Origin of the sequence: Flavobacterium sp. RHBU_3 (genome assembly GCF_046613565.1) — a bacterium.
Classification (GTDB): Bacteria; Bacteroidota; Bacteroidia; order Flavobacteriales; family Flavobacteriaceae; genus Flavobacterium.
Genome location: NZ_JBKJHC010000001.1, coordinates 362794 through 376117, shown reverse-complemented (window position 1 = coordinate 376117; position 13324 = coordinate 362794). Strand labels below are relative to the sequence as shown.

The following is a 13324-nucleotide window of genomic DNA, read 5'->3' as shown; positions in this document are numbered from 1 at the left end:
ATTGTATTTCATATGCTTTATTGCTGCGGCAGCTTTATTGTTTAGCTGCAGCCCAGGTGCTAAGCCAAACCTGCAGGGAAATGTATACCCTGCAGGCAATGGCTTTGGCTATACCATTAAAGCAAATGGCAAGCTGCTTATAAAGCAAAGTGTAATACCGGCTGTAAGCGGCAATCATCCTTTTTGCGACAGCATAGATGCCGCAAAAGTATGTGATAAAGTAATGGAGAAAATTAAGCAGCGAAAGGCACCTTATATTACTCCCGAAGAACTGAAGCAACTTAAGATAAAAACAAAATGCTAAAAAAAGCCTTTAACAGCCTACCCGGAAAACTGCGCCTGTATGCCGTGCATATACTGCTATGGCTGTTATTACTTTTTTTTCCTGTAGCAGATTTTATAAAATGGCACGAAATGTTGCCGGTGTCCTTTTTTGTAAAGATGCTGTTTTGTGTTGCTATCTTTTACATTAACTACCTGGTACTGGTACCTGAGCTGCTTCTAAAAAATCGCGGGCTGCTTTATGTACTGGCCATGGTAGCGGTTATAGCATTGTTTTCTTATATCTTCTCTGCTTATGAAGGGCCTTCTCCTTATCACCTTAAAGATGCTGTAATGAGGCTGCGCCGGGGGCCTGCCCCTAATTTTGGCAACGAACCGCCCATGAAGCCGCGTTTCCATTTTTTCCCGAATATTGTTATGTTTACGCTGCATATACTTATGAGCTCTGTGCTAAAAGTATATGAAGAATGGAACGTAAGCTACAAAAAACAAAAGGAAGCCGAAACGGAGCAAAAAACATCGGAACTTAACTTCCTGAAGGCACAGCTAAATCCGCATTTCTTTTTTAATTCGCTGAATACAATTTATTCGCTTTCCATAAAAAAATCGGACAGTACGCCACAGGCGGTACTTAACCTGGCCGACCTGATGCGCTACATGTTGTATGAAACCGATAAGGAAAAGGTGCGCCTTACTGATGAGCTTTCGTACATAGAAAGCTATATAGAGCTGCAAAAGCTACGCCTTACCCCAAACAATATTGTAAACTATGAGGTAAATGGTAACCCGCACGGTATAAGTGTACCTCCGCTATTGTTTATCTGCTTTATAGAAAACGCATTTAAGCACGGTGTTAACACATCGCACGGTTGCGACATCAGTATAAAATTTACCATTACCCACAATGAAATACAAATGTTGGTCGTTAACGATATTAACCGCCAGGCATTTAAAGACGCCACGCCGGGGCTGGGCATAGAAAACACCCTGAAGCGTATAGAACTGTACTTCCCGGACAGTTATAAGCTTAATAAATATATAGAAGACAATAAATTTTATGTAGACCTGTCACTGAAAATTTAATGGAGATAAAAACCGTTATTATAGATGACGAACCACTGGCCATAGAGGTAATACAAAATTATTGTAATACCCTGCCCGAGATATGCGTACTAAAAACCTTTACAAGCCCTGTGGAAGCACTGGGCTTTATCCATAAAAATAATGTAGATCTGGTATTCCTGGATATACAAATGCCTCAACTGTCGGGGCTGGAGTTTATAGACACCCTGGCGTATAAGCCCATGGTTATTTTTACCACTGCTTACCCACAGTATGCCGTAGACGGTTTTGAACTGGAAGCGATAGACTATCTGGTAAAACCCATATCTTACAAACGGTTCTTAAAAGCGTTTAATAAACTAAACACGGTTAAAGAAGAGCCGGCTACACCTATACTCCCCGCCATGCCTGCCATAAGCGCACCTGCCGCTGCCGAGGACAACTTTGTTTTTGTAAAGGCCGAGTACGGCAGCGTAAAACTGTTCATCTCCGAAATTACTTATATAGAAGGTTTAAAAGATTACCTTAAGATAAACCTTAGTACCGGTAAGTACATACTCACCCTTTCTAACTTTAAGACACTAATAGAAAAGCTACCGGAAAAACTGTTTATACGCGTGCACAATTCTTATGTGGTAAACCTTACCTATGTAGATTCTGTGCAGCGAAACAGGATACTAATAAACAACATGCGCATACCCATAAGCGAATCGTACAAAAAGCCGTTTTTCGACCGGTTGAAACTGTAGTTTTACTACTTTTACCGCAAACGCTTTTTTGCAGATGAAAAAACTGTTGACGCTTTTACTGCTGTTGCTTTGCGGCACTATAACCACTGCCCAGGAAGCCCTGCTTCCGGTACGCATTATGGGCACTCCTAAGGCCACCCTCGAACGTTTTGTGGGAACTGATGCCTTTGGGTGGCAGTATGTAACAGCCGAAAATGAATTTAGGAAAACAAAAGACGGCCGTACACTAAAGTACCGTAATGTAGCACTGGGCGATATTACCTTTGCCGACCTGCAAAACCCCTTACAGGTGGTACTCTTCTATAAAAAGTTTAATACGGTAGTACTGCTGGACAGCCAGCTGAACGAAACAGCGGTTATTAACTTTAATGAATTGCCTAATCCTATTATTGCCGAAGCCGTAGGGCTGGCATCGCAAAACCGACTTTGGGTATACGATGTAAGTACGCAGCAAACCGGCCTTTTCGATCTTAAGAAAAATACATTCCGCACCATTACGCCACCATTTAATGACGGGGTACTGTGGTATCAAAGTGATTACAATTATTTTTATTGGATAGACAACAAAGGACTGTTGTTTTCCTTAAACCTTTTTGGCAATGTAAAACAACTGGGCAGCATACCCCAGTTTAACAGTGCCCAAATGATAGCTCCTAATGTTTTATTACTGGCTACAGCCAATGCTTTGATTCAGTACAATGTACAGAAATCAGAGAATAAACCGGTATCAATAGTTGAAAAAACCTTTGGCGCTTTTTATTTTAAAGACGGAATTTTAAGTATTTTTACCGACAACGAAATTGTACAGTATAAAATAAGTTTACCCCAGGAATAGATGCATATAGCGGTAGCGGGCAACATAGGTGCCGGAAAAACAACTCTTACAGGCCTTTTGGCAAAACATTTTAAATGGGAACCCCATTATGAAGATGTAGTAGACAACCCTTATCTTGATGACTTTTACCACCAGATGGAACGCTGGTCGTTTAACCTACAGATTTATTTCCTTAACTCGCGCTTTAGCCAGATATTGCAGTTTCGCGAAAGCGGCAAAAAGATAATACAGGACCGTACCATATACGAAGACTCACACATTTTTGCTCCTAACCTGCATGCCATGGGCCTTATGAGCAATAGGGACTTTGGCAACTACAAATCGCTTTTCGAACTTATGGAAGGTTTTGTAGGCGCACCAGACCTGCTTATATACCTGCGCAGCAGTATACCAAACCTGGTAAAGCAAATACACAAGCGTGGCCGCGATTATGAGAACTCTATAAGCATAGAATACCTTAGCCGCCTTAACGAGCGCTACGAAGCCTGGATACAGGGCTACGACAAGGGCAAACTGCTTATTATAGATGTAGACAATATAGATTTTGTAAGCAACCCCGAAGATCTGGGTAATGTAATAAACCGCATTAACGCCGAACTGCACGGGCTTTTTTAGGTTGCAGTCGCAGTTTTCGGTTTACAGTATAAAAAAAGCAACGCCAATGGCGTTGCTTTTTGCTTTTAGGGATGAGCCTAAATTATATTATATGCTGAAAAGGCCTTCCGGTTTGTTTTCAAGATTGTTGAAACGCTCGGTGCACTCAGCTATAAGTTTTTCTGCAGCAGCAAGGTCGCCCCAGCCACGTACTTCTACTTTTTTGTTTTCAAGATCTTTATATACCTGGAAGAAGTGCTCTACCTCTTTAGTAAAGTGCACGTTCAGGTCGCTAAGGTCGTTCATTTTACAAGCAATAGGGTCTGATACCGGTACACAGATGATTTTTTCGTCGTCGCCTTTATCGTCAGCCATGTAGAAAACACCTATAGGTTTTACCTCTACCACACAGCCCGGGAAAGAAGGCTCAGTAAACCACACAAGCACGTCTAGCGGGTCGCCGTCAAGTGCAAGAGTTTCAGGGATAAATCCATAATCAGCAGGGTACATCATTGAAGAATAAAGCATCCTGTCAAAACGGATTCTTTTTGTATCAAAATCATATTCGTATTTGTTCCTGCTACCCCTTGGTATCTCTATAAGTACATCAAATGTTTTTGTTGCTGACATTGTAATTTGTTTTGCGTTACGGCGGCAAAATTACTATAAAAAAAATACTAACAAACTTCATTCACTAAAAAAATCGGAACAAAACAGCCAAATTTACAATTCGCAAACTTGCATACAAGCCATTGGTAAACAGCAAATAAAAAAGCTCCCTTTCGGGAGCCTCCTCAGCTTTATAATTCAGTATGTATTACTCTGTATATTTTTTTTCACAAAACTCGCCGCAGCCGGCAGAATTACAGTAAAATGCTTTTTTCCCCTGTATCATTACATATTCCAGGAAGCAGCCAAAAGAACAGCCCCTGCAAGTAGTACCGCTTAAACTACCCTGAAAACCAAGGCCGTCACTACCCTGAAAGTACAGGCCTCCGCCAGATTCAGAAAGCATTACACCTATACTGGTCCCCACGTTATCGCTGCCTATAAGCGCATAAGTAAAATCATTAGAATCGTTTACATTAACTTTCTTGGTAATAAACACTGTTTGCAGTGTAGTAGCCTGGTTGTTGCTTGCCATTAATTCTTCAAGGTCTGCCTTTATACTGCTTGGGTCTACGGTAAAGGTGGTAGTACCATCTGAATTAACATTGGCCAGCTTGCCACCCCAAAAACTTCCGCGGGCGGTAAGGCTTGAATCATTAGAAGTGTCTTGCACTAATGTTTCGTCTGAACTGCATGAGCCTACAAAGGCTACAAGCAACAGAACGAATGCTGTTGTTAGTAGGTTTTTTTTCATTTTTGACTTTTTAGTGGATTGCGTCTACGAATGTAAAACATTAACACACAGAAAGAGGCTAATGAAATGTTAATTATTTTGTTAAGGAATATTAGGTGAGAATTCTGTTTTTACACAATCATTACAAGTACTGCACACAAGCTTAAATTGTCTGCCTACACTAACAGCCTGAGGCTTACACCCTTCTATGCATCCGGTACATACAACCATAGCTTCATTAAGATTAAAGTAGTAATAACCATCTCTTTCTTTGAGCAGGGCACCCACAGTGGTTTTACCGTCTTTACAGTAAGCTGTGATTACGGTAGCAACAGCATCAGTATCTTTAACGGTTAGTTGTTCTACTTCAAATCCCTGAATTTTGCCTTGCACATTTACAAGCTCCTTTTCCCACTCTTGCCTCAGTAAAGAATCGTTTAATACTTTAAATTCGCCTTTTTCTTTTACCGCCACTTTCATAGTAGGATACAAAACCTGTTGTTCTGCCTCCTTTTTACAGGAAACAAACATAAATATTGCAGTAAACAAAAACAGCAACTTTTTCATAAAGGGGTGGATTGTATGGCTTTCTACGAAAATACGATTTTTTGTGGAAAATAAACACGATTAAAAATAAAACCCGAACGATCCTTTAATGGCAAATTTATTAGCATCGGGCATAGACAGATAACTACCCCTCCAGGCAAAGTCTATACGGAATACTTTAAAAATGTTTCCTATACCGGCATGGTATTCCCAGTAAACATCTTCGGGAGAGCGGTACACCTCATTACTGGCGTTTAGTGCTATATTTTGCTGGCTTACCGAACCATACACACCTTTTATACCCACAATTTCGCGCAGGTTAAGATCGCGCACCCCCGGAATGCGGCTAAACAGGCGGCCGTTAAAATTATGCTCCAGGTGCAGTGACACATATTCGTCTGCCACAAAATCATAGTAATTAAGCAGGTTGTAGGTGTTTTCTATGCTAAACCAGCTTTGGTTACCCGGTATTACACCCATAAGCCCAAGCGGTACAGCGCCAAATATTTTTCCGGTTTCAAAGGTAGTAGACAACCTACCAAAGCCTCCTACCAGTATAGGTTGCCTGTAGTAAAACTGTAACTTACGGTACCCGAAATCGTCATCGGTTAAACCGTTTAATCCCTGACTGTAATTAAGGTATAGGCGGGCATAGTTATAATCTACATCGCTGCGCTCTACACCGTAACCTATAGTACGGCGGCGTGGGGTATAATCTACAAGCACACCGTATTCATACTGGTCTACAAATCCGTTTGTACCTTTTGAGTGGTCGTTAGGGTCTACCCAATAATCCAGGCTAAACAGTTGCGGATCGGCGCTCTTAAGCGTACGATGGTTTATACTGCCCTTAAACACCAGGTTTTTCCAGGGCTCTATCTCCGCGCTAAACGTAGTAAAGTGTACTGATGTAAGCTTGTTATTGCTACCGCTGGAGAACAGCGAAGACGATGCAAAGCTACGCCCCAGCACGTCGTTTGTTGCCGTAAGGCTCACCCCTATCTGCTCTATATCGCGGCGGGTACCGGCCTGTAGTATAATGCGGTTTCGCTTATCTACCATCCACTTGCCGCTAATACCGTATTTAAACTGGTTATCCTTAAACCCATAAGCTCCATAGCCCTCTATACGCCATGGGTCGTTTTGCCCAAAATAGGTGCGCCCACCCGAACGTATACGCCATCCTTCCACATCGTTAAACCCGAAACTGGAGAAAAGCGGGCCGTAATCAAAATGCCCCATTTGGTAATAACCGCTACCCAGCGTGGCTACCAGGGTATACATACGTTTAAACTTAGGCACATTTTTAAGGGTATCAAGCATTTTGTATACGCCTTTTTCGTCCTTGTTCAGCGTTTCAAAACGGTTTTCGTCCCAAAACGCGTCGTCTTTAGTATGAATACTCTCGTCGTATTCGTTTACTTCCTTGGTATAAAATTCGGCTGGTTTTTCCTGGTCAAAAACGTGATTTCTAAACAGTGTGGTACGCTTGCCGTACACCCCTTTTGATTCGTCTTTTTTCTTAAACGAAAAATCACTCATCATGTGGTCTCGTGTAAGCAGGAATACCGAATCGTTTAACACCTCAAATTCCTGCTCTATATAAATATCCTTTACCCAGTTAATGTTTGCCCCCTTACTGGCACTCATGGCTATTTTTTTAATGGCAAAAGTGGTATCGTTTACCCAAAAGTTTCCTTTAAAGGTAAGCTCGCCCTTACGGCGCGGATAAAACACAATGTTGTAGCAGTATTTATTATCTATTACAGCGGTATCGGCAAGTACGTAGTTATACACATTGATACCCGTACGCGAAAGCGGACTTACAAAGTCTTTATCAAAAAACTTAAGGTAGTTGTTGTAAATATCGTACTCGGCATACAGGTCTTTAATAAAAGCTGTGATTTGCTGGTTACCGCTAAACCCCGAATTACGGTTTGCCGTGGTAATTTCCTTTTTACGGCTCCTTCTGTTATCGCCGTACACCTTGCTCAGTGCCTCGTTTATAAATATGGGCAGGTAGCTTTTACCGGTAATATTACTGGTATCTACATGCTCAAAGATAAACTCCATACCCTTAAACATTTTGTTGTGGGTCATGGCGCTGTCTATGTTATTAAGGTCGAATTCTACCTTTTCATACTTATCGTACTCGTATTGCTTAAACATGTGCAAGCCGTTTTTGCGGCGGCGTTCCCATATTTTTCGCAATATGTCTATGGCAGGATTCCCTTTTTTAGGCATTTTACCGGCATATAGTTTTACTTCCTTCAGCTCAGTAGCTTCAGAAAGCACTATTTTAAAGTTAAGGCTTACCGGGGTGGTTATCTTTATCTCTTTTGGTGCAAAACCCACAAACGACACCAGCAGCTCAGTATAGTTATTAGCAGACTCCATATAAAACTTACCATCTTCGTCTGTAATAACACCCTCGCTACTGCCTTTAAAGTACACATTCACGTATGGCAATGGTTGATTGGCATTGTCATACACTACTCCCCCCACCTTGGTTTGGGCCATTGCAGCTCCTATAAACGCTACAAAAGCCATTAAGGCAAACAGTAATTTTCTTCTCATACAGGGATAAAACAAAAAACCTCATCATTTATTATGATGAGGTTTCAAATATAGCGTAATAATTTGAAAATTATTTGATTTTAAAATCTGAAAATAGCACTGCATCCTTGTACTTTTTCAAACGATCAAATCAACAGATTAACAAATCACCTACCTAACTATTTATACATAACTTTCTTAACCGCTTTTACAAGGTCGCCTGCATTAGGTAACCATTCTTTAAGCAGTACCGGAGAGTATGGTGCAGGAGTATCGGCAGTAGTAATACGTTGTATAGGTGCATCAAGGTAATCAAATGCACGCTCCTGAACAATATAAGTGATCTCTGAAGATATTGAACCAAATGGCCAAGCTTCTTCAAGGATAACAAGCCTGTTTGTTTTCTTAACCGAAGTAAGGATAGTTTCATGATCCATAGGACGAATGGTACGCAGGTCGATGATTTCTATGCTGATGCCTTCTTTAGCAAGCTCTTCGGCAGCAATGTAAGCTTCTTTGATGATTTTACCGAAAGACACTACAGTAACATCTGTACCTTCGCGCTTAATATCGGCTACACCCAGTGGAATAGTGTACTCTCCTTCAGGCACCTCACCTTTATCGCCATACATTTGCTCAGACTCCATAAATATTACAGGGTCGTTATCGCGGATGGCTGATTTAAGAAGACCTTTTGCGTCGTATACGTTTGAAGGAACTACTACTTTAAGACCCGGAGTGTTAGCATACCAGTTTTCAAAAGCCTGGCTGTGTGTAGCAGCAAGCTGGCCGGCAGAAGCTGTAGGCCCACGGAACACGATAGGACAGTTAAACTGGCCTGCGCTCATTTGGCGTATTTTTGCAGCGTTGTTTATTATCTGGTCAATACCTACAAGGGCAAAGTTGAAGGTCATGAATTCTACGATAGGCCTGTTACCGTTCATAGCACTACCTACTGCTATACCGGCAAAACCAAGCTCAGCAATCGGTGTATCTATAACCCTCTTAGGGCCAAACTCGTCAAGCATACCTTTAGAAGCCTTGTAAGCACCGTTGTATTCGGCAACTTCCTCACCCATTAAGTAAATAGCTTCGTCGCGGCGCATTTCTTCGCTCATCGCTTCAGCAATTGCCTCCCTGAATTGTATTGTTCTCATGTGAAAAATTTTCGCGTGGTTAAAAATGTGTCGCAAAAATAAACATTAAAAATTATTTTGAACTATTTTTATGTAGCAATATGTATCAAATATTGCGCTTCACGACAATTATTTCCATAACTTTACGTTGTTACAACAAACCAGTTATTTACACAAACCACAAAACAATGAAAAGACTTTTTATTGCCGCCCTGCTTTTTGCAGCGGTACTCCCTGCGCAGTTACGTGCACAAACTATTACAGCTACTTACACTACTACACACCTGAAAAACCAGGTAGATGCTGTTTTTACAGGAGAAATGGATGAAAAGGATTCGTACAAAGACAAATCAACACAGCCCCCTACAATTTACAAGTACATTTACAGCAGCGGTAAATCGTTAACCACAATGACAGATGATGGAGGTTTTAGCAAATCAAGCGATCCTGCCAAAAAATACACGGTAGTAGCCCCTACTACAGAAATACATTTTAAGGATGCCGAAAAAAACCTCTATCGCATAGAGTGGATTGTAAACGATAAACTGGAAAGCCACGTAGGAGAACTAATAAACTACAACTGGAAAATCACCAAAGAAAAAGCTACCATAGCAGGATATAAATGCATTAAGGCTACCGGTACACTGAGCGGGCATACCGTAACTGCCTGGTTTGCCAAAGACCTTAAGGCAAATGACGGCCCGGCACGTTTTTCGGGACTACCGGGACTAATACTAAAAGCGAGCCTGGATGATTTATACGAAATTGAAGCCAGCAATATTGCCGTAATGGAAACATCTACAGAAATAGCCGAACCTGTAGCACAAACCACCACAAAACAGTTTTAAATACAGGCGACATAAAGGCGACAACAACCATATTTTTAACCACTAATTATTAACACCATGAAAACCCTGACACACCTTCGTGTAATGGCAGTACTGTTTATTGCCAGCACTCTTTCATTAACCGGCTGTAGCAGCGACGACGACAGCCCAGTAAACAACAGCAACACCAGCCTGCTGTACAACAAATGGTGGTACGACACGAATAATTATGTAGCCGACATTTATTTTGACGAAAACGGCGACTACCACCAAAAGATAAACATGTTTGGCTACGAGATTACCGGAGACGGCGAATGGACCTGGCAAGACGAAGATGCTGGCATTATAAAACTAAACAATCTTTCGGGTACCGGGCAGGTAGTATCGTCGGTGTGGTTTAAGGTAAGCGACCTTACCGCCCACACGGTTTCTATAAAACAATCTACCGATGGCACTTCATATACCGATACGGTATATTTTGCCGACACAGACACTGAATAACAGTTACCTTCCATATTAAAACCCTTGAAGCTGCCGCAATACAACTGTAGGCAGCTTCATATTTTTTACAGCATCGGTCATTTTTTATCAAAACTCCAAAAACATTAAAAAGTACGCATACAAAACCCAAAATTAACCACACAAAATTACATCATTACCATTATTTTAAATAAATTTTAAAAAATCCACATTTAATATGCATGCATAGTTTTTTATTCAGATTATTTTACTAACTTCGTCTTAGCGAAAAAATTTCAAACGTTATAATTCCTATACATAATGAAAATATTAGTTTGCATCAGCCACGTGCCTGATACTACTGCAAAGATTAATTTTACAAACGGCGACAGCGAGTTCGACACTAACGGCGTTCAGTTTGTAATTAACCCTAACGACGAGTTTGGCCTTACCCGCGCTATATGGTTTAAAGAACAGGCCGGAGCCAATGTTACCGTAGTAAACGTAGGCGGCACTGATGCCGAAGCTACACTGCGCAAAGCCCTGGCTATAGGTGCCGACGAGGCTATACGTGTAAACGCTGCCCCTACCGATGGTTTCTTTGTAGCAAAACAACTTGCTGAAGTGGTAAAGAATGGCGGTTACGATCTTGTAATTGCAGGAAAAGAATCTCTTGACTACAACGGCGGTATGGTACCGGGTATGCTTGCAGGACTATTAGGTTATGATTTTGTAAACGGATGTATTAACCTTGACGTTACCGGAACGGATGTAAAAGCAGTACGCGAAATAGACGGCGGTAAAGAAACCCTGAGCGCTAAACTTCCGCTTGTAATAGCAGGACAAAAAGGCCTTGTAGAGGAAAAAGACTTAAAAATACCAAACATGCGCGGTATTATGGCAGCCCGTACAAAAGCCCTTACCATACTGGAACCGGTAGGCGCCGACGCTAAAACCAAAGCGGTTAAATTTGAAAAACCCGCACCTAAATCGGCCGTGAAACTGATAAGCCCGGACAACCTTGACGAACTGGTGAACCTACTGCATACTGAAGCTAAGGTAATTTAATTTAAGTGGATTTGTTAATTCGTGGATTTGTCAATCTGGTAAAAAACCCAAAACAAACCCACAGCAATACAAATAAACGAATCCTCAAATAAACAAATTAACAATAAAGAAAGATGTCAATACTTATATATGCCGAATCGGCCGAAGGAAAATTTAAAAAGACCGCGTTTGAGCTTGCTTCTTACGCTAAAAAAATAGCCGGTGAAACCGGAACAACCGTTACCGCAGTTACTATTAACGCAAACGACAGTCAGGATCTTGCCAAATACGGTGTAGATAAAGTACTGAAAGTAACCAGCGACAAACTGAAAGCATTTAACGCAAAAGCGTATGCCGATGTAGTAAAACAGGCTGCACAAAAAGAGAGCGCAAAAATTGTGCTTTTCTCAAGTAATACTGACAGCCTTTACGTGGCGCCACTTGTAGCTGTAGGCCTTGAGGCCGGTTTTGCCAGCAACGTGGTAGCGCTTCCGGTAAGCCTGTCGCCATTCCAGGTAAAAAGGAATGCTTTCTCTAACAAGGCATTTAACATTACCGAAATTAGCACTGATGTAAAAGTTTTGGCTGTAGCCAAAAACTCATTCGGTTTAATTGAGTCGGGGGCTTCATTAACAGAAGAAGGCTTTGAACCATCATTAAACGATGGCGACTTTACCGTAAAAGTAGAATCATCTGAAAAAGTAAGCGGAAAAGTAACCATAGCCGATGCCGAGATTGTAGTATCGGGTGGCCGCGGACTAAAAGGCCCTGAAAACTGGGGTATTATAGAAGACCTTGCCGCTGCACTGGGTGCCGCTACAGCGTGTTCTAAGCCGGTAAGCGACCTGGGGTGGAGGCCTCATAGCGAGCACGTGGGCCAAACCGGTAAGCCGGTAGCCAGTAACCTATATATAGCAGTAGGTATTTCGGGTGCTATACAGCACATAGCCGGTATAAACAGCAGTAAGGTAAAAGTGGTTATAAACACAGACCCTGAGGCTCCGTTCTTTAAGGTTGCCGACTACGGAGTGGTAGGCGATGCCTTTGATGTAGTACCTAAGCTTACAGAAAAAATAAAAGCGTTCAAGGCACAAAACTCATAATTTTATTTTAACTTGTGCCCCTAAATGGGCTATCAGGTACAGGATAGTTTTTATCTTTGCCCGATAGCCTATTTTTTTGTTTAAAAAACCAAGATGAGCTTAGTAAAACTGACTATTAAGGGTATTTCGTACAGCCAAACCCAAAATGGCGCTTACGCCCTGATATTAAATGAAGTAGATGGTGAACGCAAACTGCCTATTGTTATTGGCGCCTTTGAGGCCCAGTCGATTGCTATTGCCCTTGAAAAAGAAATAAAACCTCCGAGGCCGCTAACCCACGACCTGTTTAAAAACTTCGCCGACCGCTTTGATATTGTTGTAAAACAGGTGATTATCCATAAACTGGTAGACGGCGTATTCTTTAGCAGCATTATATGCGAACGCGATGGCATAGAGGAGATTATCGATGCCCGCACCAGCGATGCCATAGCCCTGGCACTACGTTTTGCAGCACCTATATTTACATACAAGAACATACTGGACAAAGCCGGTATTTACCTTAAAATAAATCCGGAGCAAGGTGAAGAAGCCCACGACGATGTGCTTTCTACACCCGAAACTTTTGGTGAGGCAGAAAACCCTGCCCCTACCGAAGGCCTTAGCCAATATACCGTTCAGGAATTGTACGAGCAACTGGATAGCGCAGTGCAAAATGAAGACTATGAGAAAGCTGCTAAGATTCGTGACGAAATATCAAAAAGGGAAAGTTAATCCTTTAATTTGAAAATGTAGCAATGTATCAATTGAGCTTCACTCATACCCTATAATACATAAACAGCTTTCGGG

15 protein-coding genes are annotated in these 13324 nt (G+C 41.7%); 10 read left to right on the top strand and 5 right to left on the bottom strand.

Features of this window, described 5'->3' with window-relative positions; translation table 11 throughout:
- The first annotated feature begins 1 nt into the window (after nt 1).
- Genes ACLI1A_RS01750 through ACLI1A_RS01730 form a run of 5 tightly spaced genes read left to right on the top strand, consistent with a single transcriptional unit; the run spans nt 2 to nt 3543 of the window.
- Nucleotides 2–304, top strand: coding sequence for a DUF4907 domain-containing protein (locus ACLI1A_RS01750; protein ID WP_411405442.1), 303 nt, complete (start codon nt 2–4; stop codon nt 302–304).
- A complete protein-coding gene (locus ACLI1A_RS01745; RefSeq protein WP_411405440.1) occupies nt 298–1365 on the top strand; it encodes a sensor histidine kinase in 1068 nt (355 codons plus the stop codon). The genes ACLI1A_RS01750 and ACLI1A_RS01745 overlap by 7 nt, the downstream gene beginning before the upstream one ends.
- Nucleotides 1365–2093, top strand: a complete 729-nt coding sequence (locus tag ACLI1A_RS01740) for a LytR/AlgR family response regulator transcription factor (protein WP_411405438.1) — start codon at nt 1365–1367, stop codon at nt 2091–2093. Before ACLI1A_RS01745 ends, ACLI1A_RS01740 begins: the two co-directional genes overlap by 1 nt.
- A 34-nt stretch (nt 2094–2127) precedes the next feature.
- Nucleotides 2128–2928: a hypothetical protein gene (locus ACLI1A_RS01735; protein WP_411405436.1), complete on the top strand. Its 801-nt coding sequence runs from the start codon at nt 2128–2130 to the stop codon at nt 2926–2928.
- A complete protein-coding gene (locus tag ACLI1A_RS01730; protein WP_411405434.1) occupies nt 2929–3543 on the top strand; it encodes a deoxynucleoside kinase in 615 nt (204 codons plus the stop codon).
- An 87-nt stretch (nt 3544–3630) separates the two neighbouring features.
- On the opposite strand, the gene ACLI1A_RS01725 is transcribed toward ACLI1A_RS01730, so the two are convergent.
- The 5 genes from ACLI1A_RS01725 to ACLI1A_RS01705 all read right to left on the bottom strand — a co-directional run bounded on the left by ACLI1A_RS01725 (nt 3631) and on the right by ACLI1A_RS01705 (nt 9123).
- The gene (locus tag ACLI1A_RS01725; protein ID WP_411405432.1) at nt 3631–4152 is read right to left on the bottom strand and encodes an inorganic diphosphatase; all 522 of its coding nucleotides are present in this window, start codon (nt 4150–4152) and stop codon (nt 3631–3633) included.
- A gap of 187 nt (nt 4153–4339) precedes the next feature.
- The gene (locus ACLI1A_RS01720; protein WP_411405430.1) at nt 4340–4885 is read right to left on the bottom strand and encodes a hypothetical protein; all 546 of its coding nucleotides are present in this window, start codon (nt 4883–4885) and stop codon (nt 4340–4342) included.
- A gap of 81 nt (nt 4886–4966) precedes the next feature.
- The gene (locus ACLI1A_RS01715) at nt 4967–5431 is read right to left on the bottom strand and encodes a hypothetical protein (protein WP_411405428.1); all 465 of its coding nucleotides are present in this window, start codon (nt 5429–5431) and stop codon (nt 4967–4969) included.
- Nucleotides 5432–5491: 60 nt separating this feature from the next.
- Nucleotides 5492–7987 carry a DUF5686 family protein gene (locus tag ACLI1A_RS01710; protein ID WP_411405426.1) on the bottom strand — a complete coding sequence of 832 codons (2496 nt, stop codon included), beginning with the start codon at nt 7985–7987 and terminating at the stop codon, nt 5492–5494.
- A gap of 158 nt (nt 7988–8145) precedes the next feature.
- Entirely contained in the window at nt 8146–9123 is a 978-nt protein-coding gene (locus tag ACLI1A_RS01705) for a pyruvate dehydrogenase complex E1 component subunit beta (RefSeq protein ID WP_411405424.1), read from the bottom strand.
- Between the two features lie 167 nt (nt 9124–9290).
- Here ACLI1A_RS01705 and ACLI1A_RS01700 point away from each other — a divergent pair, with 167 nt between their 5' ends.
- The 5 genes from ACLI1A_RS01700 to ACLI1A_RS01680 all read left to right on the top strand — a co-directional run bounded on the left by ACLI1A_RS01700 (nt 9291) and on the right by ACLI1A_RS01680 (nt 13249).
- The gene (locus tag ACLI1A_RS01700) at nt 9291–9950 is read left to right on the top strand and encodes a GLPGLI family protein (protein ID WP_411405422.1); all 660 of its coding nucleotides are present in this window, start codon (nt 9291–9293) and stop codon (nt 9948–9950) included.
- Between the two features lie 57 nt (nt 9951–10007).
- Nucleotides 10008–10430 (top strand): hypothetical protein, encoded by a 423-nt coding sequence (locus ACLI1A_RS01695; protein WP_411405420.1) that lies wholly within the window; start codon nt 10008–10010, stop codon nt 10428–10430.
- 279 nt (nt 10431–10709) lie between these two features.
- On the top strand, nt 10710–11456 hold the full coding sequence (locus tag ACLI1A_RS01690) for an electron transfer flavoprotein subunit beta/FixA family protein (protein ID WP_411405418.1): 747 nt from the start codon (nt 10710–10712) through the stop codon (nt 11454–11456).
- A gap of 113 nt (nt 11457–11569) precedes the next feature.
- The gene (locus ACLI1A_RS01685) at nt 11570–12538 is read left to right on the top strand and encodes an electron transfer flavoprotein subunit alpha/FixB family protein (RefSeq protein WP_411405416.1); all 969 of its coding nucleotides are present in this window, start codon (nt 11570–11572) and stop codon (nt 12536–12538) included.
- Between the two features lie 93 nt (nt 12539–12631).
- On the top strand, nt 12632–13249 hold the full coding sequence (locus ACLI1A_RS01680) for a bifunctional nuclease domain-containing protein (RefSeq protein WP_411405414.1): 618 nt from the start codon (nt 12632–12634) through the stop codon (nt 13247–13249).
- Nucleotides 13250–13324: the final 75 nt, after the last annotated feature.